At 63.7% G+C, this 25,895-nt stretch carries 29 protein-coding genes and 1 riboswitch; of the genes, 9 read left to right on the forward strand and 20 right to left on the reverse strand.

The window, feature by feature from the left end:
* Window positions 1-31 precede the first annotated feature (31 nt).
* Window positions 32-2,392, forward strand: coding sequence for a DNA polymerase II (locus OSW16_RS10010; RefSeq protein WP_267822706.1), 2,361 nt, complete (start codon window positions 32-34; stop codon window positions 2,390-2,392).
* Window positions 2,393-2,639: 247 nt separating this feature from the next.
* A complete protein-coding gene (locus OSW16_RS10015) occupies window positions 2,640-3,191 on the forward strand; it encodes a DUF4174 domain-containing protein (protein ID WP_267822708.1) in 552 nt (183 codons plus the stop codon).
* A 72-nt stretch (window positions 3,192-3,263) separates the two neighbouring features.
* On the opposite strand, the gene OSW16_RS10020 is transcribed toward OSW16_RS10015, so the two are convergent.
* The 4 genes from OSW16_RS10020 to OSW16_RS10035 all read right to left on the reverse strand — a co-directional run bounded on the left by OSW16_RS10020 (window position 3,264) and on the right by OSW16_RS10035 (window position 6,201).
* Window positions 3,264-3,767 carry a DoxX family protein gene (locus OSW16_RS10020; RefSeq protein ID WP_267822710.1) on the reverse strand — a complete coding sequence of 168 codons (504 nt, stop codon included), beginning with the start codon at window positions 3,765-3,767 and terminating at the stop codon, window positions 3,264-3,266.
* Between the two features lie 16 nt (window positions 3,768-3,783).
* The gene (locus OSW16_RS27070; protein WP_418942229.1) at window positions 3,784-4,008 is read right to left on the reverse strand and encodes a hypothetical protein; all 225 of its coding nucleotides are present in this window, start codon (window positions 4,006-4,008) and stop codon (window positions 3,784-3,786) included.
* A gap of 169 nt (window positions 4,009-4,177) precedes the next feature.
* Window positions 4,178-5,464: a sensor histidine kinase gene (locus OSW16_RS10030; protein ID WP_267822712.1), complete on the reverse strand. Its 1,287-nt coding sequence runs from the start codon at window positions 5,462-5,464 to the stop codon at window positions 4,178-4,180.
* Entirely contained in the window at window positions 5,461-6,201 is a 741-nt protein-coding gene (locus tag OSW16_RS10035; RefSeq protein ID WP_267822714.1) for a response regulator, read from the reverse strand. The genes OSW16_RS10030 and OSW16_RS10035 overlap by 4 nt, the downstream gene beginning before the upstream one ends.
* A 216-nt stretch (window positions 6,202-6,417) precedes the next feature.
* Between OSW16_RS10035 and OSW16_RS10040 the strand changes: the two genes are divergently transcribed.
* On the forward strand, window positions 6,418-6,693 hold the full coding sequence (locus OSW16_RS10040; protein WP_267822716.1) for a DUF2790 domain-containing protein: 276 nt from the start codon (window positions 6,418-6,420) through the stop codon (window positions 6,691-6,693).
* The gene (locus tag OSW16_RS10045; protein WP_267822718.1) at window positions 6,683-7,219 is read left to right on the forward strand and encodes a thioredoxin family protein; all 537 of its coding nucleotides are present in this window, start codon (window positions 6,683-6,685) and stop codon (window positions 7,217-7,219) included. Before OSW16_RS10040 ends, OSW16_RS10045 begins: the two co-directional genes overlap by 11 nt.
* Window positions 7,220-7,272: 53 nt before the next feature.
* Here the strand turns inward: OSW16_RS10045 and OSW16_RS10050 are convergent, their stop codons facing one another.
* The 4 genes from OSW16_RS10050 to OSW16_RS10065 all read right to left on the reverse strand — a co-directional run bounded on the left by OSW16_RS10050 (window position 7,273) and on the right by OSW16_RS10065 (window position 10,964).
* Window positions 7,273-8,121, reverse strand: a complete 849-nt coding sequence (locus tag OSW16_RS10050) for a shikimate dehydrogenase (protein ID WP_241803371.1) — start codon at window positions 8,119-8,121, stop codon at window positions 7,273-7,275.
* Window positions 8,118-8,567 (reverse strand): type II 3-dehydroquinate dehydratase, encoded by a 450-nt coding sequence (gene aroQ, locus OSW16_RS10055; protein ID WP_241803372.1) that lies wholly within the window; start codon window positions 8,565-8,567, stop codon window positions 8,118-8,120. Before aroQ ends, OSW16_RS10050 begins: the two co-directional genes overlap by 4 nt.
* Window positions 8,568-8,758: 191 nt before the next feature.
* On the reverse strand, window positions 8,759-10,096 hold the full coding sequence (locus tag OSW16_RS10060) for an MFS transporter (protein ID WP_241803373.1): 1,338 nt from the start codon (window positions 10,094-10,096) through the stop codon (window positions 8,759-8,761).
* A gap of 184 nt (window positions 10,097-10,280) precedes the next feature.
* Window positions 10,281-10,964, reverse strand: coding sequence for a FadR/GntR family transcriptional regulator (locus OSW16_RS10065; protein WP_267822721.1), 684 nt, complete (start codon window positions 10,962-10,964; stop codon window positions 10,281-10,283).
* A gap of 277 nt (window positions 10,965-11,241) precedes the next feature.
* Here OSW16_RS10065 and OSW16_RS10070 point away from each other — a divergent pair, with 277 nt between their 5' ends.
* Genes OSW16_RS10070 through OSW16_RS10085 form a run of 4 tightly spaced genes read left to right on the forward strand, consistent with a single transcriptional unit; the run spans window position 11,242 to window position 14,083 of the window.
* On the forward strand, window positions 11,242-12,027 hold the full coding sequence (locus tag OSW16_RS10070) for a transporter substrate-binding domain-containing protein (RefSeq protein WP_267823931.1): 786 nt from the start codon (window positions 11,242-11,244) through the stop codon (window positions 12,025-12,027).
* Window positions 12,028-12,049: 22 nt separating this feature from the next.
* Window positions 12,050-12,715, forward strand: a complete 666-nt coding sequence (locus OSW16_RS10075) for an amino acid ABC transporter permease (RefSeq protein WP_241803376.1) — start codon at window positions 12,050-12,052, stop codon at window positions 12,713-12,715.
* Entirely contained in the window at window positions 12,715-13,362 is a 648-nt protein-coding gene (locus OSW16_RS10080; RefSeq protein ID WP_267822723.1) for an amino acid ABC transporter permease, read from the forward strand. The genes OSW16_RS10075 and OSW16_RS10080 overlap by 1 nt, the downstream gene beginning before the upstream one ends.
* Window positions 13,349-14,083 (forward strand): amino acid ABC transporter ATP-binding protein, encoded by a 735-nt coding sequence (locus OSW16_RS10085; protein WP_267822725.1) that lies wholly within the window; start codon window positions 13,349-13,351, stop codon window positions 14,081-14,083. Before OSW16_RS10080 ends, OSW16_RS10085 begins: the two co-directional genes overlap by 14 nt.
* Window positions 14,084-14,104: 21 nt before the next feature.
* On the opposite strand, the gene OSW16_RS10090 is transcribed toward OSW16_RS10085, so the two are convergent.
* The 3 genes from OSW16_RS10090 to OSW16_RS10100 all read right to left on the reverse strand — a co-directional run bounded on the left by OSW16_RS10090 (window position 14,105) and on the right by OSW16_RS10100 (window position 15,969).
* Entirely contained in the window at window positions 14,105-14,881 is a 777-nt protein-coding gene (locus OSW16_RS10090; RefSeq protein ID WP_267822727.1) for a ParA family protein, read from the reverse strand.
* A 123-nt stretch (window positions 14,882-15,004) separates the two neighbouring features.
* Window positions 15,005-15,346 carry a hypothetical protein gene (locus tag OSW16_RS10095; protein WP_267822729.1) on the reverse strand — a complete coding sequence of 114 codons (342 nt, stop codon included), beginning with the start codon at window positions 15,344-15,346 and terminating at the stop codon, window positions 15,005-15,007.
* Window positions 15,347-15,504: 158 nt separating this feature from the next.
* Window positions 15,505-15,969: a hypothetical protein gene (locus OSW16_RS10100; protein ID WP_267822731.1), complete on the reverse strand. Its 465-nt coding sequence runs from the start codon at window positions 15,967-15,969 to the stop codon at window positions 15,505-15,507.
* A gap of 117 nt (window positions 15,970-16,086) precedes the next feature.
* Between OSW16_RS10100 and OSW16_RS10105 the strand changes: the two genes are divergently transcribed.
* Entirely contained in the window at window positions 16,087-16,587 is a 501-nt protein-coding gene (locus OSW16_RS10105) for a GNAT family N-acetyltransferase (protein ID WP_267822733.1), read from the forward strand.
* 7 nt (window positions 16,588-16,594) lie between these two features.
* Here the strand turns inward: OSW16_RS10105 and OSW16_RS10110 are convergent, their stop codons facing one another.
* The 9 genes from OSW16_RS10110 to OSW16_RS10150 form a co-directional block, all read right to left on the reverse strand.
* Entirely contained in the window at window positions 16,595-17,029 is a 435-nt protein-coding gene (locus tag OSW16_RS10110; protein WP_267822735.1) for a pseudoazurin, read from the reverse strand.
* A 16-nt stretch (window positions 17,030-17,045) separates the two neighbouring features.
* A complete protein-coding gene (locus OSW16_RS10115; protein WP_267822737.1) occupies window positions 17,046-17,834 on the reverse strand; it encodes an ABC transporter ATP-binding protein in 789 nt (262 codons plus the stop codon).
* Window positions 17,831-18,847 carry a FecCD family ABC transporter permease gene (locus OSW16_RS10120; RefSeq protein ID WP_267822739.1) on the reverse strand — a complete coding sequence of 339 codons (1,017 nt, stop codon included), beginning with the start codon at window positions 18,845-18,847 and terminating at the stop codon, window positions 17,831-17,833. Before OSW16_RS10120 ends, OSW16_RS10115 begins: the two co-directional genes overlap by 4 nt.
* Window positions 18,847-19,857 (reverse strand): ABC transporter substrate-binding protein, encoded by a 1,011-nt coding sequence (locus tag OSW16_RS10125; protein ID WP_267822741.1) that lies wholly within the window; start codon window positions 19,855-19,857, stop codon window positions 18,847-18,849. Before OSW16_RS10125 ends, OSW16_RS10120 begins: the two co-directional genes overlap by 1 nt.
* A 109-nt stretch (window positions 19,858-19,966) precedes the next feature.
* Window positions 19,967-20,165: riboswitch (cobalamin riboswitch) on the reverse strand.
* 28 nt (window positions 20,166-20,193) lie between these two features.
* Window positions 20,194-21,360 carry a DUF1624 domain-containing protein gene (locus tag OSW16_RS10130; protein ID WP_267822743.1) on the reverse strand — a complete coding sequence of 389 codons (1,167 nt, stop codon included), beginning with the start codon at window positions 21,358-21,360 and terminating at the stop codon, window positions 20,194-20,196.
* Between the two features lie 382 nt (window positions 21,361-21,742).
* Window positions 21,743-22,891 (reverse strand): ABC transporter ATP-binding protein, encoded by a 1,149-nt coding sequence (locus tag OSW16_RS10135; protein ID WP_267822745.1) that lies wholly within the window; start codon window positions 22,889-22,891, stop codon window positions 21,743-21,745.
* 19 nt (window positions 22,892-22,910) lie between these two features.
* The gene (locus OSW16_RS10140; protein WP_012313829.1) at window positions 22,911-23,720 is read right to left on the reverse strand and encodes an ABC transporter permease; all 810 of its coding nucleotides are present in this window, start codon (window positions 23,718-23,720) and stop codon (window positions 22,911-22,913) included.
* Between the two features lie 6 nt (window positions 23,721-23,726).
* Entirely contained in the window at window positions 23,727-24,644 is a 918-nt protein-coding gene (locus OSW16_RS10145; protein WP_267822748.1) for an ABC transporter permease, read from the reverse strand.
* Entirely contained in the window at window positions 24,641-25,666 is a 1,026-nt protein-coding gene (locus tag OSW16_RS10150) for a polyamine ABC transporter substrate-binding protein (RefSeq protein WP_267822750.1), read from the reverse strand. The genes OSW16_RS10145 and OSW16_RS10150 overlap by 4 nt, the downstream gene beginning before the upstream one ends.
* Between the last annotated feature and the right edge of the window lie 229 nt (window positions 25,667-25,895).

Consider the following 25,895-nt stretch of genomic DNA (forward strand, 5'->3'; position numbering starts at 1 on the left):
TCGACCTATCCGTAGCACCGAGGACAACGCAGTGGAGTTGCAGCAGGGCTTTGTCCTGACCCGGCACTGGCATGACACGCCCCAAGGTACCTGCGTGGAGTTCTGGCTGGCCACCGACCAGGGGCCGCGGCTGTTGCGTCTGGCCCCGCAGGAGTCGGTGGCGTTCATCCTGCAATCGCAGGTCGAACACGCGCGGCTGTTGCTGGCGGGCGAGGCCGGTGTGGAAATCAGGCCCCTGCGCCTGCAAGACTTCCAACATCGTCCGGTGCTGGGCGTGTATTGCCGTCAGCACCGGCAACTCATGCAACTGGAGCAGCGCTTGCGCGGTGCCGGTGTCGAGGTGTTCGAAGCGGACATCCGCCCGCCCGAGCGCTACCTGATGGAGCGCTTCATCACCGCCGCCGTGCAATTCACCGGTCAGCCTGATGCCCATGGTGTCATCTGCGAGGCCCAGCTCAAACCCTTGGCGCACTTTCGCCCGCCGCTACGCCTGGTGTCACTGGACATCGAGACCAGCGAGCGCGGTGAGTTGTACAGCATCGCGCTGGAAGGCTGCGGGCAGCGGCAGGTATTCATGCTTGGGCCTGCCAATGGCCAGCCCGACGCCGTGGATTTCGACCTGCATTACTGCAACGACCGGGCGGCCATGCTCGACTGCCTGAACCAGTGGATGGTCAGGCACGATCCGGATGCGATCATTGGCTGGAACCTGGTCCAGTTCGACCTGCGCCTGTTGCATGAGCACGCCAAGCTGCTGCAGGTGCCGTTTAACCTGGGACGTAACGGTGCGCCCATGACTGTGCGCGCCCACGCCAACCGGGGCCACGTGTTTGCAGATGCGCCCGGCCGCTTGCTGATCGATGGCATCGAAGCGCTGCGCTCGGCCACCTGGAGCTTCCCTTCCTTCAGCCTGGAAAACGTCGCGCAGACCTTGCTGGGGGAAGGCAAGGCGATTGATACGCCTTACCAGCGCATGGACGAGATCAACCGCATGTTTGCTGAGGACAAGCCGTCGTTGGCGCGTTACAACCTCAAGGATTGCGAGCTGGTGACGCGGATTTTTGCGCATACCCGGCTGTTGGAGTTTCTGCTGGAGCGCTCGTCGGTGACCGGGCTGGCGGTGGACCGCAGCGCTGGCTCGGTGGCCGCGTTCTGTCATCTGTATATCCCGCACATGCATCGGCTGGGCTTCGTCGCGCCCAACCTGGGCAGTCGCCCGGATGAGGCCAGCCCGGGCGGTTTTGTCATGGACTCGCGCCCAGGGCTGTATGACTCGGTGCTGGTGCTCGACTACAAGAGCCTGTACCCCTCGATCATCCGGACGTTCCTGATCGACCCGGTGGGCCTGGTCGAAGGCCTGCGTCAGCCGGATGACGTGCACGCCGTCGAAGGCTTTCGCGGCGGGCGTTTCTCGCGCACCCGGCATTGCCTGCCCGCCATCGTCGAGCGGGTGTGGCAGGGCAGGGAGGAGGCCAAGCGTGAAGGCAACGCACCGCTATCGCAGGCACTCAAGATCATCATGAATGCGTTTTACGGGGTGCTTGGGTCAAGCGGTTGCCGCTTCTTCGACCCGCGCCTGGCGTCTTCGATCACCATGCGCGGGCACCAGATCATGCGCCAGACACGCGCGCTGATCGAGGCACGCGGCTACGACGTTATCTACGGCGACACCGACTCTACCTTCGTCTGGCTCAAGGGTGCACATGATGAAGATGCTGCGGCGCGCACCGGCCGCGCGCTGGTGGCCGAGGTCAACCAGTGGTGGCGCCAGCACCTGCGTGAAACCATGGGCCTGGAAAGCGCCCTGGAGTTGCAGTTCGAGACCCATTATCGGCGGTTTCTGATGCCGACCATCCGCGGCGCCGACGAGGGTAGCAAGAAGCGCTACGCCGGCCTGGTTCAGCGTGCCGACGGCAGCGAAGACATGGTGTACAAAGGCCTGGAATCGGTACGCACCGATTGGTCGCCCTTGGCCCGGCAGTTCCAGCAGGCCTTGTACGGGCGGATTTTCCGGGGCCAGCCCTATCGTGACTATGTGCGCGGGTTCGTCCAGCAGACCCTGGCAGGTGAGCTGGATGAGCTGCTGATCTACCGCAAACGCCTGCGTCGCCCGTTGGCCGACTACCTACGCAATGTCCCGCCGCATGTGCGCGCCGCACGCCTGGCTGATGAGTACAACAGCCGGCTTGGGCGTGCCCGGCAATACCAGAATGGCGGCTGGATCAGTTACGTGATCACCACGGCCGGCCCAGAGCCCATGGAAAACCTGCAGTCGCCGATCGATTACGACCACTACCTCAGCCGCCAGTTACAGCCTGTAGCCGATGCCATCCTGCCCTTTGTCGGTGATGACTTTGCAGCGTTGACCGACCGCCAACTGTTGCTGTTCTAACTGCCGGCTCGAGCGTCCCCTCAGGTGAGCGGAACAGGGCGCGCAGGTTGCCGTTAGTGGCTTTGGGCTATGCTGAATCTGGGCATCGGCTGTTTGCGAAAATTCTGCCATCCTGGCATCGCGCCTCATCGGAAACCGCCAGTTACTTTTCCCTGGCCCTCTGATGTTCGAAGTGGTTTAGGCTCCGGGTCGGATTTTTCTCCGTGATCTGTAGTCATTGGTTTATCGAGACAATAAGGAGATGCGTATGCTCGTCCGGTCACTGACCCTCGCCACCCTGCTCGCCGTCACCGGCCCCCTGTTCGCCGCCGACAGCGACGCTCCGCTGGCCAAGGAACTGGGCAAGGCACGGCCATTGGTGATCATTGCCCCCAGTACGGCCGACCCGACCTTGCGGGGGCTGAACGAGGACTTGAAAGACCCTGCCACTCAGGCCGCGTTCAAGGAGCGTGGCCTGGTGGTTTACAGCGTCGCCAGAATGATGGGCAAGCGTGAGGACAAGAACCTTGAGCAGCAGACCACCATGGCGCTGATACGTGAGCTCAAGCTTGGTGCCAGCAAGGGCACAAAGGTCATCCTGATTGGCAAGGATGGTGAGCGCCACATGCTCAAGGATGACGAAACAAACGAAAAGATCGACGTCAAGGCCATCATCAAAGCAGTCGATGAGTTGCCAGCCAGCGAAAAGGCCATGACTGCACCGGAGCCTGTCGCTGCGGCAGCGGAGCCCAAGGCCAAGGACAGCAAACCCGCCAAACCGGCCAAGCCGGCTGCGCCGCCCAAGCCACTGGAAGACTGATATCCGCCACGGGTATCACGCTTGGCGAAACACAAAGGGCTCGTGAGCTGCACGCTCCGGGCCCTTTGCATTTCATGTTGCCTTGGCCTGCGCCGCGATGTGCCGTTTGATCCAGTGATCAACGCTTAGCCTACCGGCACCTTTGAGCAGCAAGGGCAGCAATGCAACCAGGTAGATCAGAGGCAACTTGTAGGCCCCGAAGCCTAGATCGGTCATGGCGTAACCCTTGGCCAGTTCGGCCAGGTCCGACCAGTGTGCAGGCCAGTGCAGCGCTACGATCGCTACCACGGTTACCAATGCCAGCCCCGCCGCCGCCAGCCGTGTACCAAGGCCTAGCAGCAGGAGCAGCGGCAGGACCAGTTCGGCCCACATCGACAGGTGCCAGTTCAACTCCGCTGGCAGCAGGCTGAAGGGCAGTGGGAAGCGCCCCTGTATATCGCCGAACCAGTTGCTGCCGTTGAATTTTTCCAGGCCGGATTCGAAGAATTCCCAGGCCAGAAACAGCCGTAATGGCAAATCCGCTCCCCAGCCTGCGAGGCAGTCCAGGGGGCTCGAGGTGCGTTTTAGCGTGGTCATGGGCTGTGCTACTCCGTCAGGAAAGAGCGGTGGCGTTGCGGCGCTGGTAAAGCGCCCGTTTGGCGGTGAGCTGGAGGGCGATGGGGGTGAACATCAGGGTGAAGGCCAGGGGATACCAGCCACCCACGGGGATGCGCCACATGCCACCACGCGGGTGGCAGGCCAGGGCCACGGCGGTCATGAGCAGGCCGGCCTGGGCGGCGAACAGCCTCCAGCCAGAGGGAAGGGCGATGGCTCTCATCGAAAAAATCTCCCGGTGTGTCAAAGTGTGACCGGGAGTGTGGCGGTACGACGTACCGGCAGTGTGTCGGTGCAGGCTGCGTTGTGTATCAGAAAGGAGTGACATGTGGTGTAGGGCAATGTCACCCCTGCAGTCAGGCGCGCAGCGCCGCGTCAAGGCCTGCAGGGTTTCACTTCAGCTCGATCTGTGCGCACAGGCCTCCGCCCTGGCGGTTGCTGAGCACCAATTGCCCGCCCATGGCCTGGATCAGTTGGTGGGCGATTGCCAGGCCCAGGCCGGTGCCGCCGGTGCTGCGGTTGCGCGAGCTTTCCACTCGGTAGAATGGTTTGAGCACTTCGCTGAGCGCTTGCTGGGGGATGCCAGGCCCTTCATCCAGTACGCGGATCAGGATACGTCCCTGCTCATGGCTGACCTCCAATTGCGCCTTGCCGGCGAACTTCAGGGCATTGTCCAGCAGGTTGACCAACACCCGGCGCAGCGCATGCGGGCGCGTTTCCAGCAAACGGCCGGTAGTGCCATGGCGCTCGACCTGCGCGCCGCTGTCCTGGTAATCGAACACCACGCTGTCGAGGAACGCGTCGAGGTCGATGCGGCAGGGCGGCTCGGTGTTGATATCCATGCTGCGGGCGTAGGCTACGCCTTCGCGGACCAAATGCTCCATGGCATCCAGGTCATGCCATAACCTGTCCTTTTCCACGCCCTCGTCCATTACCTCGACCCGCAGTTTCATGCGGGTGAGCGGGGTTTGCAGGTCATGGGAAATCGCTGCCAGCAACTGCATGCGCTCCTTGAGGTAGGCAGCGATGCGCGCCTGCAGGGCGTTGAAGGCGACGGCGGCATATTTCACTTCGCGCGGGCCGCTTTCGTCCAGCAACATGCCGGGCTTGTCCGGGTCGAGGTCGTCAAGCGCCTTGACCAGGCGGGTCAGCGGGCCGATGGCCAGGCGCACGGCCAGCCAGGTACAGAACAGCAGCACGGCTAGCTGTATGAGCAACACCAGCGGCAGCCATGTGGCAATCGGCACGGCTGCCGGGGTGACATCGATGGTCAGCGGCGCGCCGTCGGCCAGACGCAGGTGCGCCTGAAAGTGGGCGTTTGGGCCGGGTATCTCCTGGAAGGTCAGGCGATACTGGCTGCCGATGGCCTTGACGATCGAATCGGCAGCCATGGGTGGGTCATCGCTTGGCATCGCCGCGCCGGTCACGCCAGTGTCCAGCCGATAGCGGTAGGTGCGCCGCTCCAGGCGGGGCAGCCAGGCGGGGCGTTCAGCAGCGGGAAGGCGGTCAAGAATGGCCACTGACGTGGCGACGTCCTGCTCCAGGTTGCTGAGCATCATCGAGCGGCTGCTGATATAGCGCTCATAGGCCTGCAGGCTGAACGACAGCCCATAGGCCAGCACTAGCCCGGTGATGAAGATCAGCGCCAGGCGCGAGGCGAGGGTGCGCGGCCACTTCATGATGGCGACTCGAGCAGCTGCACGGGCAGCGAGAACACATAACCTTCACTGCGCACCGTCTTGATGCAGCTGGGTTCGCGCGCGTCGTCGCCCAGGCGCTGGCGCAGGCGGCTGACCAGCAGGTCAATGGAGCGATCGAAGATATCGGCCTCGCGGCCTTGGGTCAGGTTGAGCAACTGTTCGCGGCTGAGCACCCGTTGTGGATGGTCGAGGAATACGCGCAACAGGCGGTATTCGGCGCCACTGAGGGCCACCAGCGTGCCTTCGCTGTCAAGCAGGTGGCGCGCGGTGGTGTCCAGACGCCACTGGCCGAAACCGATCAGGCGGCCGCTTTCGCTGATGGTCAGGTTGGGCGGCAACATGCGGGTGCGGCGCAGCACCGCGTTGATGCGGGCCAGTAATTCGCGGGCTGAGAATGGCTTGGTCAGGTAATCGTCAGCGCCCATCTCCAGGCCGATGATGCGGTCGGTCTCGTCGTTGCGCGCGGTCAGCATCAGCACTGGCGTAGTGCGGTGCTTGCCGGCGCGCAGCTCACGGCACAGCAGCAGGCCGTCATCGCCCGGCATCATGATGTCGAGCACGATCAGGTCGACACTGTTGGCTTCCAGGAAAGCTCGCATCTGCCGGCCGTCGGCGACGATGCTGGTGCGCAGGCCGTTCTTCTTCAGGTAATTGCCGACCAGTTCGCGGATTTCACGGTCGTCGTCGACGATCAGGATGTGATCGACATGTTCCATCGGTGGGGTCCTGTGCAAGGGGAATGAGCGCAGTGTACCGAGCAGGTATGAGCTTGCCTGCAGAGGTTTGTATTGCAGTGTATCTGGCCGCGCGACAGATACAGCAGGAGGCAGGGCGCAGGGTCAGGCGACACATGCCTGATACCTGGCACGCGTGAAATGGCTCTGACCGGGGAGCACCACTCCCCACCCTCAGAAGCTGTCAGGAGAGATGCCATGAACGTGAAAACCCTCGCCAGCGCCAGCCTGTTCGCTGTGCTCAGCCTCGGCGCCCTGGCTGCCCAGGCAACCACACAGCCGATGGAGGATGCCAGCGTCATGCAGTACCGCTATGGCGACCGGCTGGACATACACAAAGTGCTGTCGGTGAAGGATGACCAAAGCGATGCCTGTGGCCTGGTCAATACCCGTATGGACTACCTCGACTCCCAAGGCCAGCGCCAAAGCCTGCAATACCGTACCTATGCCACGAGCGGCTGCCATGACAACTGAGCGCCGCATGCTGCTGAAAGTGGGGGGCGTGGCCTTGGCGCTCCTTGGCCTGGGGCTGGCCGGCCACTTGGCGGCCCGCGACAGTTACGGGGCCATGCCGTCGCTGTCGGGGGCCAGTGAGTGGCTCAACTCGCCAGCGCTGGATGCCGCGCAACTCAAGGGCAAGGTAGTGCTGGTGGACTTCTGGACGTGGGACTGCATCAACTGCCAGCGTAGCCTGCCACATGTAAACGACTGGGCGCGGCGCTACGCCGATCAGGGGCTGGTCGTGGTGGGCGTACATACGCCGGAGTATGACTACGAGCATGACGTCGGTCAGTTGAAAAACAAGGTGGCCAGCCTTCAGATCGCCTACCCGGTGGCGGTGGACAACGATCATCGGGTTTGGAATGCCTGGGGTAATCAGTTCTGGCCGGCGCACTACTTCGTCGATCGCCAGGGCCAGGTGCGGCATGTGCACGTTGGCGAAGGTGACTACGACGGGCAGGAGACGTTGATAAAGGCGTTGCTGGATGAAAAACGCTGAAGTGTTTACCGTCCCTTTCGCGGTTAAAACCCGCAAAAGGGACGGTAACGGGCTCAGCCGAAGCTGGCGAAATGCGCCTGCATGCGCTCGGCATTGGCCTGACGGCCACTGAACAGCTCGAATGCTTTCACTGCCTGGAACACGGCCATGTTGCTGCCATCCAGGGTGCGGCAGCCCAGTGCCCGTGCCGCACGCAACAGCTCGGTTTCCAGTGGAAAATAGATGATCTCCGCCACCCACAGCCGGGCATGCAGCAGCTCGACCGGCAGCGGTGTGCCCGGCAGTTTGGCCATGCCGACCGGCGTGGTGTTGACCAGCCCGTCCGCCTCGGCAATCTCGGCCGCCAGGTCCGTGCCCACAACGGCCCGGCCTGCGCCGAAATGGCCGTTGAGGTTGTCGACCAGCGCCTGGGCGCGCGCTGCATCCACTTCGAACAGCACCAGCCGCTCGACACCTTCGCCCAGCAACGCATGGGCCACAGCCGAGCCAGCACCGCCCGCACCCATCTGCACCACCTGCCGGCGCGCGACGTCGGGCAAGCCGCGGCGCAAGCCTTCGGCGAAGCCCAGGCAGTCGGTGTTATGGCCCACACGCTTGCCGTCCTTGAGCACCACGGTATTGACCGCACCGATACCCCTGGCCTCATCGGACAGCTCGTCGAGCAGCGGCAGGATCGCCTGCTTGAACGGGTAGGTGATATTGAGCCCAGTGAAGCCGGTGTGCTGGGCCGCTTCGAGCAATTGCGCCAAGGCGCTGTCTTGCAGTTGCAGCTGGTCTGCGTCGATCAGGCGATAGAGGTAGCGCAAGTCCTGCGCATCGCCTTCATGTTCATGCAGGGCAGGGGTGCGCGACAGCTGAATGCCACGGCCGATCAGGCCGGCGAGGATGGCCGGCTGAGTCATGCTGGCTGCTCCTGGAACATTTCGGCGAAGTGCGCCAGAGCCATGCGGTAGCCGTGGCTGCCCAAACCGCAGATCACACCCACCGCGATCGAGGAGACGAACGACAGGTGGCGGAACGGCTCGCGCTTGTGCACGTTGGAAAGGTGCACTTCGATCACGGGCACCTCGCTGGCGACCAGCGCGTCGCGGATGGCCACCGAAGTGTGGGTCCAGGCACCGGGGTTGATCACGATACCGGCGCAGCGACCACGGGCAGCGTGGATCCAGTCGATCAGGTCGCCTTCGTGGTTGGTCTGGCGGAATTCGATTTCCAGGCCGTGGGCCTGCGCGGTGTCTGCGCAGCTCTGGGCCAGGTCAGCAAGGGTTTCACGGCCGTACTGCGCAGGCTCGCGAGTACCCAGCATGTTCAAGTTGGGGCCGTTGAGCACGAGGATAAGGGGCTTCATGGCGGGCATCACTTTGTTGTTGTTGAATGCCCGTATGTTTGTACCACCTGGTTAGTTTCGTCAATTGGGTTGAGTGTCGCAGCGTGGAAAGTGGGCGATTATCGAACCCCGAACACGGCGTTTTCAGCGCGGGTGCGCCCCTCGAAAGCGACGCTTTTCGCTGCTATGGGGCTGCAGTGCAGCCCCACTTCTCAGATGCTGTTGGCAACCCCGCGACCCACCTCACCGTCAGGGGTCTCTTCATGCAACGATATTCGCGATGTTTCCGGCAATGCCAACCCGCCCACCAGCGCCACCAGCGCGATGGCCACCAGATAGAACGCCGGTGCCAGGCTGCTGCCGGTCTGCCCGATAAGCCAGGTCGCCACCAACGGTGCGGTGCCGCCAAACAACGTATAGGCCACGTTGTAGGTGATCGCCGAAGCGGTGTAGCGCGTGTGTGTCGGGAAACTCTCCGACAGCAATGCGGCGGTCACCACACCACTGGACAGTGCGCCTACCGCCAACAGGATGACCCCCAGCAGGGCGGCGGGCACTGACCCGGAACTGGCCAGCCAATAGGCCGGGAATACGCACACCATCACCCACAGGCAGGTGAAACCAATGGTCTTGCGCCGCCCGACGCGGTCGGAGAACGCGCCGGCCAGCGGACAACCGATGGCCGCGAACACCAGCGCTACCGTGGTCACCAGCAGCGACTGGGCGCGTGTCAGGTTGCCGACCATCTGCAGGTAGGTGGCGAAGTAGGTGGTGAACATGTAGAAGGACAACGCAGTGAGCGAGATGAAGGCACCCAGGTTGCGGATGGCCCGGCCATGGTTACGCAACGTGTCCTTGAGTGGCGAATGCTCATGGGTCTTGCCTTGGGCGATGGCCTCGCGAAACGCCGGGGTTTCCTCCATGCGCCAGCGCAGGTACAGGCCCACCAGGCCCAGCGGCGCAGCCACCAGGAACGGTATGCGCCAGCCCCAGGCCGCCATCGCTTCGGCCGACAGGCTCGCCTCAAGGCCGAAGGCGATCACCGCCGCGCAGGCGAAGGCCGAGAAGGTCGACACGGGCACGAAGCTGCCATAGAAGGCCCGCTTGTTTTGCGGTGCGTGCTCCATCAGGTAGGCACAGGCACCTGCATACTCACCGCCTGCCGAGAACCCCTGCAGGCAGCGCGCAAGGGTCAATAGCGCGGGCGCGGCAAGGCCGATGCTGGCGTAGGTCGGCAGCAGGCCGATCAGTGTGGTGGAGCCGGCCATCAGCAGGATGGTCAGTGACAAGATACGTTTGCGTCCCAGCCGGTCACCCAGTGCCCCGAACACGATCCCGCCCAATGGCCGCAAGGCGAAGGCCACGGCGAAAACGGCGAAGGTCTTGAGCAAGGCCACGCTGGCATCGCCACTGGCGAAAAACTGGCTGGCGATGATCGTTGCGAGAAAGCCGTAGACGGCAAAGTCGAACCATTCGACGAAGTTGCCGATGGCCGAGGCGGCGATGACCCGGCGCAGGGTGGCGGGGGATACCTCGTGAGATGCGGACATGTGGATACGCTCCGGTTTCAAAGGCAGCCTGGCGGATTAGCGAGGCGGTCTGGCCGCGTCGTCGTTGTTGTTGCAGGCAGTAAACCGGTGTGAGCGAAAGGGCGCTTTTTCGAGGACGACGCCCAGATATCTGTTTTGACCGCGTGAGCCCCTTGGGTGGCCAAGCCTCGGCAGTCAGCGGGGGTTAAACCGAGAACACCACCCCGGTGCGCGAAGCCGCGTTGCGAATATGCTCCTGCATCGCTTTTTGCGCCGCCGCCTGTGAGCGGCGGGCCAGGGCGCGCAGGATCTTGCGATGTTCCTGCCAGGTTTCCATCGCCCGTTCCGGACGGATGAAGGGCAGCTTCTGGCTTTCCAGGAAGATCTCCTGGCTGGCGGTGATCACCTGCAGCATGGCGTGGTTACCGCAGGCTTGCAGCAACTGTTGGTGGAAGGCGAAATCCAGCCGTGCGGCGGCTTCGAAGCGGCCCGCGCGCAACTCCTGATGCATCGCCTCCACGTTCAGCTCCAGGCGATCGATGTCGTCAGCAGTGAGCGCCAGCGCCGCCTGCCCAGCGGCGAAACCTTCCAAGGCGTAGCGCAGTTGGAAGGTGTCGCTCGCCGAAACCTGTTCGGCATAAGGCCAGGCAAATGCCGAAGGCGTTGGCGCTTGCACGAACACCCCTTTACCCGGCTGCACGCTCACCAAGCCCAGCGCGCTGAGCGAGGACAGCGCTTCTCGCAGAGAGGCCCTGCTGACCCCCAGCTGCTCGGCAAGGTCGCGCTGCGAGGGTAGCGCATCGCCGGGCTGATAGCCGCCGTCTTCGATCAATTTGCGGATGCCTTGCAGGGCCTGTTCGGGGACGGCGCGGGGTAGGGTGTCGAGCATACTGTTCAGACCGGTCGGAGGGCGATGACCTTGGCTTTTTACGGCCATTGGCAGGCGCTTGCAAGCATTGCTCCGCCCTGAAGCAGGCGAATGCGGCCTTGCACAAAAGCGGGGCGTGACGACGGCAGGGCAGGCGCACGGCCAGGCAACTGTTCAGACCAGTAAGACCGTTCAGCTCAGGGCTTGAGCACGTTGTACCAGGGCCCGCAGGGTTTTTGGCATGGCCCGTGCACTGGCCAGCCAGCACACTTTCCCTGGTTACCTGCGAGGCCACACCATGAAGACATTCCGCACCTTGTTCCTGGCCAGCCTGTTCTGCAGCAGCGCCCTCGTGCTGCCAGCCGCCCAGGCTGATGCCCTGGCCGACATCAGCGCCCGTGGCGTGCTCAAGGTGGCAGTGCCCCAGGACTTCCCCCCCTTCGGCTCGGTAGGGCCAGACCTCAAACCCCGTGGCCTGGACATCGACACGGCACAACTGCTGGCAGACAAGCTGGGTGTGAAGCTGGCCCTAACCCCGGTAAACAGCACCAACCGCATCCCGTTCCTCACCACCGGCAAGGTCGACCTGGTGATTTCCAGCCTCGGCAAGAACCCGGAACGTGCGGCGGTGATCGATTTCTCCCGGCCCTATGCACCGTTCTACCTGGCCGTGTTCGGCCCGGCCGAGGTGGACATCGCCGGTATCGACGCTGTCGCTGGCAAGACCATCAGCGTTACCCGCGGCTCGATCGAGGACATGGAACTGAGCGCCGTAGCGCCCAAGGGCGCAGTGATCAAGCGCTTTGAAGACAACAACTCGACCATCGCCGCCTACCTCTCCGGCCAGGTCGAACTGATCGCCAGCGGCAGCGTGGTAATGGCCGCCATTGCCCAGAAGAACCCGGCCAAGGTGCCTGTGGTCAAGGTCAAGCTCAAGGACTCGCCTGTCTATGTGGGGCTGGCCAAGAACGAGCCGGCGCTGCTGGACAAAGTGAACGCCACGCTCGAAGCCGCCAAGGCTGACGGCAGCCTCAACCGCAATGCCGAAAAATGGCTGAAGCAGCCGCTGCCGGCCGACCTCTGAGCTGTACCCGGAGCCTGCCACCATGGCCTATGAATTCGACTTCGCCCCTGTGCTGGCCCAGGCCCCCTTGTTGCTCAAGGGCGCCTGGTTCACCCTGCAGCTTACGGCGGTCGGCACCTTGCTGGGCGTGGCCATCGGCGTGCTCGGCGCGGGTGTACGCGCCTGGCGTGTGCGCCCCTTCGACACGCTGTTTGGCTTGTACGTGGAGCTGATCCGCAACACACCCTTCATCGTCCAGCTGTTCTTCATCTTCTTCGGCCTGCCGGCACTGGGCATTCGCCTGACCGAGTGGCAGGCGGCGGTGCTGGCCATGGTGATCAACCTGGGGGCCTACTCCACCGAGATCATCAGGGCGGGCATTCAGGCCATTCCCAAAGGCCAGCTGGAAGCTGCCGCGGCCTTGGCCATGAGCCGCTTCGAGGCCTTTCGGCATGTGGTGCTGCAGCCGGCCCTGGCCAAGGTATGGCCAGCACTGACCAGCCAGATCGTGATCGTCATGCTCGGCTCGGCGGTGTGCTCGCAAATCGCCACCGAGGAGCTGTCGTTCGCCGCCAACTTCATCCAGTCGCGCAACTTCCGCGCATTCGAAACCTACCTGCTGACCACCGTGCTCTACCTGGTCATGGCCATCGCCTTGCGCCAATTGCTGGCATGGCTGGGGCACCGTCTGCTGATGGGGAGACGTTAATGGACTTCACCTTCTGGGACATCCTGCGCAACCTGCTGATCGGCCTGCAATGGACCTTGCTGCTGTCGCTGGTGGCGTTCTTGTGCGGTGGCTTGGCCGGGCTGCTGGTGCTGGTCGCCCGCATTTCTCAATCGCCGTGGCTGCGTGGCCTGGCGCGCGGTTACATCGAGCTGTTTCAAGGCACACCATTGCTGATGCAACTGTTCATGGTGTTTTTCGGCATTGCCTTGTTCGGCCTGGATGTGTCTGCCTGGATGGCGGCAGCCATTGCCCTGACCCTGTTCACCAGTGCGTTTCTTGCCGAGATCTGGCGTGGTTGTGTCGAGTCCATTCCAAACGGCCAGTGGGAGGCGTCCGGTAGCCTGGCAATGAGCCGCATGGAGCAACTGCGCCATGTGATCCTGCCACAGGCGTTGCGCATCGCCGTCGCGCCGACCGTGGGCTTTTCGGTGCAGGTGGTCAAAGGTACTGCCGTCACCTCGATCATCGGTTTCACCGAGTTGACCAAGACCGGCGGCATGCTGGCCAACGCCACCTTCGAGCCGTTCATGGTCTATGGCCTGGTTGCGCTGGGTTACTTCATCCTCTGTTACCCGCTCTCGCTGAGCGCCCGTTATCTGGAAAGGAGGCTGCATGCCCCTGCTTAGAGTGTCCGCGCTGCACAAATACTACGGCGACAACCATGTGCTCAAGGGCGTCGACCTGAGCATCGAAGAGGGCGAGGTGGTCGCGATCATCGGCCGCAGCGGCTCGGGCAAAAGTACCTTGTTGCGCACCCTCAATGGCCTGGAGTCGATCAGCGATGGCGTGATCGAAGTGGACGGTGAGTACCTCGATGCCGGACGCGCCGACCTGCGCTCCCTGCGGCAGAAGGTGGGCATGGTGTTCCAGCAGTTCAACCTGTTCCCGCACCTGAGCGTGGGCGAGAACGTGATGCTCGCCCCCCAGGTGGTGAAGAAGGCCAACAGGGCTCAAGCGCGCCAATTGGCTGAACAGATGCTGGCGCGGGTAGGCCTGGCGGAGAAGTTCGATGCCTACCCTGATCGGCTTTCCGGTGGCCAGCAACAGCGGGTGGCGATCGCGAGGGCGCTGGCCATGTCGCCCAGGGTGCTGCTGTGCGACGAAATCACCTCGGCGCTCGACCCCGAGCTGGTCAACGAAGTGTTGGGCGTGGTGCGCCAGCTGGCGAGCGAAGGCATGACCTTGATCATGGTCACCCATGAGATGCGCTTTGCCCGCGAAGTGGGCGACAAGCTGGTGTTCATGCACCATGGCAAGGTGCATGAAGTGGGTAACCCGCGTGAAGTGTTCGCTGCACCGCAAACGGCCGAGCTGGCCAATTTCATCGGCTCGGTGGTATCGGCCTGAGCCTGCCTCGGCGGCTGCAGCTCAGGCCGCCCGCTCCAGCACGTCCAGCAGGTCGACGAACTCCATCGCCAGTTTGTGCCGCGGTGCCAGGTGTACCAGCGGCACCGACGCCAGGTGCGACTCTCGCATCTTGATCGAGCTGCTCAAATACACCGGCAGCACAGGCATGCCCTCGCTGCGCAGTTGGTCAACCAACGTCTGATGCAATGCTGTGCGGCCGGCGAACTGGTTGACCACCACGCCTTCCACGTGCAGTGCGGGGTTGTGGTCCAGGCGCAGTTCCTCGACCTGGGCCATGACACTGTGCAGCGCCTGGCGCGAGAAGCTGTCGCAGTCGAACGGGATCAACAGGCGCTCAGCCGCCACCAAGGCGCTGAGGGTATAGAAGTTGAGCGCAGGCGGGGTGTCGATGTAGATCCGTTCGTAATCCTCGCTCAGCGCCAGCAGCAGCTTGCGCAGCTTGTTGATCTTGAACTTGCTCTGCAGTTTGCTCTGCAAGTCGCTGAGGTCGGGGCTGGCGGTCACCAGGTGCAGGTTGCGGTAACGGGTTTCGGTGATTGCCACGCGGTGCTTCTTGCCCGCAGCGGTAACGGGCGACAGCGTCTGGCGAAAGAAATCGGCGATGCCGGCGGGGATGGCGTCGTTGGCCAGGCCAGTGAGGTAGTAGGTGGCGTTGGCCTGTGCGTCGAGGTCCACCAGCAACGTGCGGTAACCTTCGGCTGCACTGGCGGCGGCAAGGTTGCAGGCGATGCTTGATTTGCCCACGCCACCTTTCTGATTGAAAACCACACGACGCATTGGACGCTCATCCATGAAGAGAGAAATGTCAGGTTGGGGTCAATCCTATGACCAATACACGACAGTTTTATGACAATAGCTGTTACATCTGGTCACGATAAACCCGGCCTGCGCGGGCCCCGCTCAGCCCCCGCTCCCTGACCCGCTACCACTGCTGCCGCTACCACTACCGCCGCTACCACTGCCGGAGCCTGAAGCCCCACCGGAGCCCTGGGATCCACTGCTCTCCGAGCCTTTGGTAGTGCCATCTCCGCCAGTGTTGTCGGTGTCGTTGCTGCCCGTTCCGCTGCCGGTGGCATCGGCAGGCACACCCGCGCCCGTCGCACCCCCCTTGTCGACTGCCATCGTGCCAGGGCCTGGGGGCGAGTTACCGTTGTCGTTCATGTCGGTCGCCGCCAAGGCGGCGGATGTGCCGGCGCCCAGGCAAAGGGCGAGCAGCAGCGCATGATGGGTCAACCGTTTCATGGTGATCTCCAGTGGAGTGATTACCCAATCTTCGGCTGGCCGGCGGGGTGGGAGGTGCCGTGCAACCGACGGGTGGCCGCCATTGAACGCCTGTCAGCTTCGCTGTGCACCTGCGCCACTCCCAGTGAGAGGGTCGCAGCGCCTACAGTACTGCGCAGTTACAACCCATTCAGCTCGTCCTCCACCTGCTGCAAGCGCTTCTGTGCCAGTGCTTGGGCCTTCTCGTCGCGTGCGGTCTCGCGCATCAGCCGGGTAAGCTTGGCGCTCAGCCGCTGGCCGTCCTCGGTCTGCTCCAGGGCCTGGGCCTTGGCGGGGTCGCGGGTGACCTGGACGATGGTGGCGAACTCGGCGTCGCTGAAGTTCTTTTCGCTGTAGAGCTTGAACAGGTCCTGGCGCTGGTCCTCGACCGAGAGGTGCTTGCGCAGCACCCTGCGGATTGTCTCTTCGTCGAGTTGCGGGTGAGTGCGGGTGAGCAGCGACGCCATGCGGTCTATGTTGTGCTCGTAGGCTTCCTGCAGCGGCAGCATGGCCACGATCTGCTCTTCGCGGGTCGGTTTCTGGTCGCAGGCGGTGAGGGCAGCGGCAAACAACAGCGGCAGCAACAACTTGCAGAGGCGGGGCATGGGCTGGCCTTGGGCGCGTTCTAGGGCGAGGATTATAGCGAGATCGGGCCGGCCATGCATTGGGCCGTCCGATGCGGTAGGGTAGGGAACCTTTTACCAGGCCATCGCTTCGATCCCATGCCCGACTGGACTTTCCAAACACCCGGCCGTGACGCCATCGATGAAGTCGTAGCCTTCGTCGACAAGGCCCGCCGGGAGCTCTTCCCCATGCTCGCCCATTCACCTCTGCCCAAAGACCTGGCCGATTTCGAGGCGACCTACCTCGATGGCGACGGGCATTTTCTGGAAGCCCGGGATAACGGCACCTTGATCGCAACCATCGGCTACCAGCCCTACGACCATCGCTTTCATCAGCTCGATTATCACGGCAAACGCGTCGTTGAAATCGTGCGCCTGTTCGTGCTGCCCGGCTACCGGCGCAACGGCTTGGCCGCGGCGTTGTTCCAGGCCTTGCGTGAGCACGCCGTCGAGGCAGGTGTCGACTGCCTGTACCTGCACACCCATCCGTTTCTGCCGGGTGCGATCTGGTTCTGGGAGCGCCAGGGCTTTGTGGTGGTCGACGTAGAGGATGACCCGGTGTGGCTGACGACGCACATGGAGCAGTGGCAGGCGGTTTAGGAACCGGTCATTGGCCGGCCTCCAACTGCTGCAGTTGAGCTGCCAGGCGCGTGCGTGCCCGGGCAGGCAGCGCCGCTGGCAATTCGGTCAAGCGGGCATCGCCTACCTGAATCAGCATCACCATGCCCATCGCCAGGTGCGGGATGCAATGGATGCCGTACACCCCTGCCACCGTGAAGGTCTGCTCGAAGGGCTGGTTCAGCTTGCTCTTGAACGCCATGGCGCCCTCCGGTAGCAACCCGGGCAGGCTGGCTGCGTTGTGGCCGCTCTGGGTCGGCACGAAACGTACCGTATCACCCGCAGCGATACGCAGGTGGTCGGGCTCGTAGATCATCGAGCCTGCCGCCCCGCGGTTGAGCATCTTCACTTCGTGCACCTCGGCCAGCGCGGCGTGAGGTAGCACAGCGCTGGCGAGCAGCAGGACGGTAGTGCGCAACAGCATGCCGGAGCTTCCTGGTTCAGGGGGCGCGAAAGCGCAGGATGCGCGCGCCGTCGAAGGGGTCGGTGAGGTAGCGGGCGTGTACGCCGAAGGTGCTCAGCAAACGCTCGGGGGTCAGTACCTCAAGCGGATCGCCGAGGGCGACCAGGCGGCCGTGTTCGAGCACCGCCACACGGTCGCAGGTCAGTGCCTGGTTCAGGTCGTGCAGGGCCACCAGGGTGGTGACCGGTAACGCCTGTACCTGTTGCAGCAGGCTCAGCTGATGCTGGATGTCGAGGTGGTTGGTCGGCTCATCGAGCAGCAGCAGCTGCGGGCGCTGGGCCAGGGCGCGGGCAATGTGTACGCGCTGGCGTTCGCCACCGGACAGCGAACCCCAGATACGGCTACGCAGGTGCGAGGCATCGAGGTCGGCCAGGGCCTGCTCGACGATCGCACGATCCTCCTGGGAAAACGGCGCCAGGGCGGACAACCATGGGGTACGCCCTAGCGCCACGGCGTCGAACACGCTGATGGCGTCGAGGGTGTCGGCCTGTTGCTCGACCAGCGCCAAGGCCTGGGCGATGCGCCGACGCGGCAGGCGTGCAAGCGGCTCGCCGAGCAATTGCACGCTGCCGCTATGCGGCGTGCGCAGCCCGGCCAGCAGTTTGAGCAGGGATGATTTACCGGAGCCATTCGGGCCGACGATGCCAAGGGTTTCACCGGCGACGACCGTCAGGTTGATGTCGCGTAGCACGGGGTTGCCCGCCAGTTGCAAACCCAAGCCTTGGCAGGCGAGCGGAGCGACTTTCGGCGGTGTCATGGCCGTCATGCGCGCCCCCTGCGGCTGACCAGGATCAGCGCAAACACCGGTGCGCCGATCAGCGCGGTGACCACCCCTACCGGGATCACCTGGCCCGGGATCAGCGTGCGGGAAAGCATGTCTGCGGCGATCAGGAACAGCGCACCGCCCAGGGCGCTGGCCGGCAGCAGGCGGCTGTGGCCTGGGCCGAGCAACAGGCGCAGGGCATGCGGGATGACCAGCCCGACAAAACCGATGGCGCCGACGATGGACACCATCACTGCCGTCACCAGCGCCGCGCAGCTGATCAGCAGCAATTGGCTGCGCCGCACCGCGATGCCCATCGACGCCGCCGAATCAGCGCCGAAGGTGAAGGCGTCCAGTGTGCGCCGGTGCCACAGGCACACCACCAGCCCGAACAGTGCCACCGGCATGGCCAGCCATACGGATGGCCAACGCACGCCACTGAGGTTGCCCAGCAGCCAGAACAGGATGCCGCGAGCCTGCTCGGCGGTGGCTGATTTGGTGATCAGAAACGCCGTCAGGGCGTTGAACAGTTGCGAGCCGGCAATCCCTGCCAGGATCACTTGGGCGTTGTTGCTGCTCGGGCCAGCTGCGCGGGCCAGCACCAGGACCAGCGCGAAGGCCGCGACGGCGCCGACGAAGGCGCCGCCGGACATGCTCAGGGCAATGCTGCCCAGGCCCATCAGGCCCACCAGCACGGCGCCGGTCGATGCCCCGGCTGACAGGCCCAGCAAGTAGGGTTCGGCCAGCGGGTTGCGCAGCAGTGCCTGCAGGATCACCCCACAGGTCGCCAGCCCTGCGCCGCAGGCGGCGGCGACCAGCGTGCGCGTCAGGCGGTAGTTCCAGACGATACCGGCGTCGATCGGGTCGACCGGGTAACCGGCCTGCCACAGCTGGTTGGCCAGTACCTGGTACACCACGCTGGGTGACACGTTGGTCTCGCCGATGGCAGTGCCGGCGAGCAATGCGCCGAGCAGGGCAATCAGGGCCAGTGCAGAGCAGGGCAACAGACGCTTCATCACGGCGCCGCTTTACCGCTGGCGAAGGCTGCCGACAGGGTTTGCAGGCCCCGGAACAGGCGGATACCGGCCTGCATGGCATCGGCGTCGAGGACGATGATGCGGTTGTTTTTCACGGCATCCATGTGCTTGGTTACCGGGTCGCTGTGCAGGAAGTCGAGCTTCTTCTGGTAGTCGTCGGCCGGAAAGCGGCGGCGATCCATGCGGGCGATGATCAGCCACGTCGGGTTGGCCTTGGCGAGGGTTTCCCAACCCACCGTGGGCCATTCTTCGGTGGACTCGACCACGTTGCGCACACCCAGGGTGCGCAGCATGAAGTCTGCCACGCCCTGGCGGCCCGCGACGTAGGGGTCGATGTCGAGGTCGGCGCTGGAGAACCAGAACAGTGCAGAGGTCTGGCTCAGGTCTTTGCCGGCCAGTTGTTGCCTGGCGCCGTCCAGGCGTGCCTGGAGGTCGCTGTTCAGTGCCGCGCCACGGTCCTGGACGTCGAAGATTTCTGCCAGCTGGCTGACGCTCTTGTAAATGCTCTGGACCTGAAACGCCTGCAGCCGCGTGCCATCGGCCCCCACCAGGTTGTCCTTGCCTTCGCAGTCCGAGGGCAGCAGGTAGGTGGGAATCTTCAGTTCGTTGAACTGCTCACGGGTCGCGACCACGCCCTGGGCGCCAACCATCCATTCGAACTGTACCGCCACAAGCTCGGGGCGCTTGCCCACCACCGCTTCGAAGCTTGGGTCGTTGTCGGCCAGGCGTGGCACCTTGTCATTCTGCGCCTTGTACTCGGGCAAGACGTTGTTGAACCACAGCGATGTGCCGGCCAGCTTGTCGCCCAACCCCAGCGCGTAGAGGATTTCGGTGCCGGCCTGGCCGATGGTCACGGCGCGTGCGGGGGCGTGGGCGAAGGTTTGCGGCATGCCGCAGTTGTCCACGGTCAGCGGATAATGCGTGGCGGCGGCCTGTGCCGCGCCCGTGAGGCTCAGGCCGACAAGCAGGGTGGCGAAACGGGACAGCATGCGGGGCGATCTCCTATCGGACAGTTCACGGAAGGAACGCGCGGACAGGCATCGCCGAGCCCCTCATGCGACAGGGGCAACTCTGATGGCCAATCCCGGACACCCCGCCGGTTGGTAGATGTAAGCCGGCAGGTCTCCTGACTGGTGCGTCATCACCCGGCTCCGGCCTTCCCGGATCAGCGGATCCAGTGGCATCGATGGAGCGGGCTCGGCACCTACAGTTGCGGGGGCAGTTCCGGTTGGCGCGCCTGGGCGGCTTGGGATTCCCTATTGTTTCCGTGGTGGAAACCGGCGGCCCGCATGGTAGACCATCAGGCAGCCGGTGAAAACGCTGAATCAGAAGTACTTGAGCCAGGTGATGTCGCGGCGGCGCGCCTTGAGCCTGGCAAACCAGTGCACCGGCAGGTACAGCGCCACGGCCAGCAGTACAGCGCCCAGCCACACAGCGCCCATGCCGTCGAGCCCGAAGTAATCGCCGTGATTGCGGCCGAACAGGGCGACGCTGGCCAGGTACAGCAGTTTCAGCACGTACAGGTGCAGCAGGTAGAAGAACATCGGCGCCGCGCCGAACACCGCCAGGGCACCGATCCAGCGTGTTTGCCCTGCACGTTCGAAGGCGCGCAGCAGCAGCAGGCCGCAGCCCAGGGTCAGCGCCAGGAACAGCAGCGAGGGCGGATATTTGGTGATGTTGAAGAAACTCATCACGGTCTGGGTAAGCGTCGGGTAGCCGCTCCACGGCGCCTCGCCGTAGCCATTGAGCATGCGCAGCACCATGAAGCCGAGCAGGGCGATGACCCCTGCCAGCAGCAGGCGGTACTGACGCTGGCCGGCATCGCTGCCACGGGCGAACCATGGGCCCAGGCCATAGCCCAAGGCAATCACGCCGATCCACGGCAGTACCGGGTAGGAGGTACGCAGGCGCAGGCTGTCAGAGAGTTCCAGCCAGCCACGGTCATGCAGGATCGCCCACGGCACATGCAGCGCCGACTCGGTGGCAAAGTGCAGGCCGTCGAGCAGGTTGTGGCCGGCGATGATCACTGCGCCCAGCACAATCAGCGCCGGGCGTGGCAGCCACACCAGCAGCGACAGGGCGATCATGCTTACCCCGATGGCCCAGATCACCTGCAGGTAGATGACACTGGGGGGCAGCTGGAAGGTCCAGGCGAAGTTCACCAGGGTGAGCTCCAGCACCACCAGGAACAGACCGCGCTTGAACAGGAACGCCGAGACATCGCTGCGGCCCTGATACTTCTCGCCGTACAGCCAGGCCGACAGGCCGGTCAGCAGTACGAACACCGGGGCGCACAGGTGGGCCAGGGTGCGGCTGAAGAACAGCGACGGGTCGGTGGTGTCGATGCTCATCGGGTCGCTGACCTGGTGGTGCAGGAAGAAGGTTTCGCGAACGTGGTCGAGCAGCATGAACAGGATCACCAGACCGCGCAGGGCATCAATGCTCTGCAGGCGCTGGGTGAGCAGGGTTGGGGTGGCGGCGGAGCTTGTCATGGAGGTGTCGCAGGCAGGTTGTATGTCAAATGAAATGTTATTTTCTAACATTTTTACCTGCGCAAGGTAGTGCTTTTTTGCAGTGGCTGTGCAGCCCTCATCGCCGGTAAGCGGCTCCCACCGCGACCGCGCAGTTCTTCAAGCCTGCGCTTACCTGTGCAAGCAACGGTCTTGCCCAATTTCCAAAAGCCGGCGCAATCCAGGTGGGAGCCGGGCTTGCCGGCGATGGGCCGCACAGCGGCCCCAGATGCTCGCTGCTCCCGTCGAGCGCGCTGGGGCTATTACAGCTCCGCTAAAGACGCTGCGGGTCAGCGCCTGGCACCTGGAACGCGCATGCGAGGATTGGTCACGATGCGCGTCAATCATCCATCTACCGCTGTCCTCAGTGCGCGCCGGCCGACTTGCTCAGGTCGCTTTGCGCCCATTGGGTGTAGATGCAGGCATCTGCAACCGCCCAGCGGACCTTCACGGTATCGCCAGGCTGCATGGACATCCCCGCAGCCGAGAGAGCTTTCACGGTCAGTTCGGTACCGCCTGGGGTCATCACATGGCAGGTCTGGCTTTCGCCGAGGAACAGCACTTCGCCGACCTTGGCAATCACTTCGTTCCAGCCCGCTGGCAACGGTTGGCGTGCCGCTTGCTCGGCGGTGAGTGCCAGGGCCTTTTCCGGGCGTACCATGATCAATGCATCTTGCCCCGCCGCCAGGCCAGGCGTCAGGCGGATCGCCACCGGCTGGCCTTCGAAGCTGCCAGCGCCGTTGCTGGTGGCCGTGATGCGCAGGAAGTTGGAGTTGCCCAGGAACGACGCGACAAAGGCGTTGGGTGGATTCTGGTAGAGGTCATAACCGGTGCCCAGGCCGACGATCTTGCCGTGGCTGAAGATGGCGATGCGCTGGGACAGACGCATGGCTTCTTCCTGGTCGTGGGTGACGTAGACGATGGTGATGCCCAGCCTGCGGTGCAGCTGGCGCAGTTCATCCTGCAGGTCTTCGCGCAGTTTCTTGTCCAGTGCGCCCAGGGGCTCGTCCATCAGCAGGATACGAGGTTCGTATACCAAGGCGCGGGCAATCGCCACCCGCTGTTGCTGGCCGCCCGACATCTGCGAAGGCTTGCGATGGGCGAACGCCTCCAGTTGCACCAGCTTGAGCATGGCATCGACCCGCTTCTTGGTTTCGGCAGCGCTGAGCTTGCGGATGGCCAAGGGGAAAGCGATGTTGTCACGCACATTCAGGTGCGGGAACAGCGAGTAGCGCTGGAACACCATGCCGATGTCGCGCTTGTGTGGTGGCACATTCACCAGCGACTGCCCCTCGACCAGAATCTCGCCGCTGCTGGGCGTCTCGAACCCGGCCAGCATCGACAGCGTGGTGGACTTGCCCGAGCCGCTGGAGCCGAGGAAGGTGAGGAACTCGCCGTCCTGGATTTCCAGGTCCAGATTATCCACTGCGGTGAAGTCACCGTAATGCTTGTTCAGGCCGCGCAGGCTGACCAGGGTCTTGTTGTGCGCGTTGTCTTTGATCACTGCACTCATTGTTGTTTTCTCCGGGCGCTCAGGCGTTCGTTTCGGTGCGCCGGCGCAAGGCGGCGGCAATGACCATGACCAACAGCGACAGGCCGATCAGCAGCGTCGAGGCGACGGCGATCACCGGGCTCAGGTCCTGGCGCAGGGTGGTCCACATCTTGACGGGCAAGGTTTGCAGGTCGGGGCTGGCCATCATCACGCTCAGTACCACCTCGTCCCACGAGACCAGGAAAGCGAACAGCCCGCCGGCGATCATCCCGGGGCGAATGGCCGGGAAGGTCACCTTGAAGATCGCCTGCAGGCGCGAGGCGCCGCAGATCACCGCGGCGTCCTCGATCGATTGGTCGAACAGCTTGAGCGAGTTGATGATCGAAATGATGGTGAAGGGCAGGGCGACGATCACATGGCTGACCACGAAGGCGAACAGCGTGCCGGTGTAGCCGAGCTTCAGAAACAGTGCATACACCGCCACGGCAATGATCACCAGCGGCACGATCATCGGCATGGTGAACAGCCCGTAGAGCATTTCGCGGCCAGGGAAGCGGCCGCGCACCAGGGCGAATGCGGTAGGCAGGCCCAGCAGCACGGCGGCGATGGTGGTCAGCACGGCGACCTTGAAGCTGGCCAGGGCGGCGTCCATCCACTCAGGGTTGGCGAAGAACTGGGCATACCATTTGAAGGTCCAGCCTGGTGGCGGGAATACCAGCCATTGCGAGGAGCCGAACGACAGGAGGATGATGAAAACGACCGGCAGCAGCAGGAAGGCCGCAATCACGCCGGTGGTCAGGTACAAGCCCGTGCGCAGCGGGCGCCCCATGGCATTGGGAGACAGAAGCATGGCGGTTTACCTCGCGTTGCCGACCGGGGACTCCGGTTGCAGCTTCAGGTACAGGTAGAAGAGCACCAGGGTGATGACCACCAGCAGTGCGGCGGCGGCGCTGGCCAGGCCCCAATTGAGGAACGATTGCACCTGCTGGATGATGAATTCGGGCAGCATCATGTTCTGCGCGCCACCCAGCAGGGCTGGGGTGACGTAGTAGCCCAGCGACATGACGAACACCATCAGCGCACCGGAGAACAGCCCCGAGCGGCACAGCGGCAGGAACACCTTCCAGAAGTTGGTCCAGGGGCTTGCGCCGCAGATGGAGCCAGCCTGCAGCACCATCGGGTCGATGGCGTGCATGGTCGCCTGCAGTGGCAGCACGATGAACGGGATCATGATGTAGCTCATGCCGATCACCACGCCGGTCAGGTTGTGCACCATTTCCAGCGGGGCATCGATGATGCCCAGCGCCATCAACGCCTTGTTGATCACCCCCGAACCCTGCAGCAGCACCAGCCACGAGTAAGTGCGCGCCAACAGGCTGGTCCACATCGACAACAGCACGATGTTCAGCAACCAGCGGCCCCAGCCGTTGGGCACCAGGGTAATTGCCCAGGCCAGCGGGAAGCCCAGCAACACGCTGATCAGGGTGACGACGCCGGCAACCGAAAAGGTGTTGAACAAGACCCGCGCATACGCCGAGTTGGCGAACAGCTGCTCGTAGTTGCCCAGCCCCGGCACGGGCTCCAGCACCCCACGCAGCAACAGGCCGATCAGCGGGGCGAAGAAGAACAGGCCAAGGAACAGCAGGGCAGGCAACAGGTTGCGGCTGCCTTTCCAGCGCTGGCCGAGGCTCATGCGGCGCGGGGCCGTCCCGGGGGCGCCAGCGCCCGTGGGGGCACCTTGCGCGTTTTGCAGGGCGTTGATGGCGACTTTCATTTCACCAACCACTCATTCCAGCGCGCGGCGATGGCCTGGCCGTTCTTGGCCCAGTAGGCGAAGTCCAGGGTTACCTGGTCCTGGGCGTAGGCGGTTGGCAGGTTCTGCGCGAGGTCTTTGTCGAGCTTGGCCACGCTGTCCAGGTTCACCGGCGCGTAGGCGGTCTTGTTGGCGAAATCGGCCTGGCCTTCGGCGCTGCTGGCCTGGGCCAGGAACTTCATGGCCGCGTCCTTGTTCTTGGCGCCCTTGGGGATGACCAGGAAATCGGCCATGACCAGGTTCTGCTTCCAGCTCACGCCCACTGGCGCTCCATCTTGCTGCAGGGCGTAGACGCGGCCGTTCCAGAACTGGCCAAGCGAGGCTTCACCGGAGGCCAGCAATTGCTGCGACTGGGCACCACCGCCCCACCAGACGATGTCTTTCTTGATGGTGTCGAGCTTCTTGAAGGCGCGGTCCAGGTCCAGCGGGTAGAGCTTGTCAGCCGGCACGCCGTCAGCCAGCAGGGCCAGTTCCAGTACGCCGGGGCTCGGCCACTTGTACAGGGCGCGTTTGCCGGGGTAGGTCTTGGTGTCGAACAGCGCGGTCCAGTCCACCGGTTTGTTGGCGCCGAGCTTGCCTTCGTTGTAGCCGAGCACGAACGAGAAGAAGAACGAACCGACGCCATGGTCGGAGACGAAGCGTGGGTCGATCTTGTCGCGCGCGATGGTGTTGAAATCGAGGGGTTCGAGCAGGCCCTCACTGGCGGCACGCAGGGCGAAGTCGGCTTCCACGTCGACCACGTCCCACTGCACGTTGCCGCTCTCGACCATGGCTTTGAGCTTGCCGTAGTCGGTCGGGCCGTCCTGTACCACTTTGATGTTGGTCGATTTGCTGAAAGGTACGGCCCATGCTTCTTTCTGGGCGTCCTGGGTGGTACCGCCCCAGCTGACGAAGTTGAGGCTGTCAGCGGCCTGGGTCGCCTGACATGCCAGGGTCAGCAGGCTGGCGGACAGCACTGCGGTTACACGTTTGCTCAACAGCATGGTTACGCCCTCGTTGCTTTTTGTTATTCGAGGCGGGGCTGGTAGTGCGCCCGCCAACAGTATTCGGGGAGCAGCTAAAACAAAGTGTCGGTGGCCGTTGGGTAAGTGTAGGTAGCGGCCTGCGATTTCAAGGTCTACGGGATATCATATTATGGTATTCCAAGATTTTGGCAAGAGGGGAAGGCTACCGGCCATCACTCTTGTCTGCTGTGAGCTGCAAGCTTCAAGC

This window comes from Pseudomonas putida, from assembly GCF_026625125.1.
Taxonomy (GTDB): Bacteria; Pseudomonadota; Gammaproteobacteria; order Pseudomonadales; family Pseudomonadaceae; genus Aquipseudomonas; species Aquipseudomonas putida_X.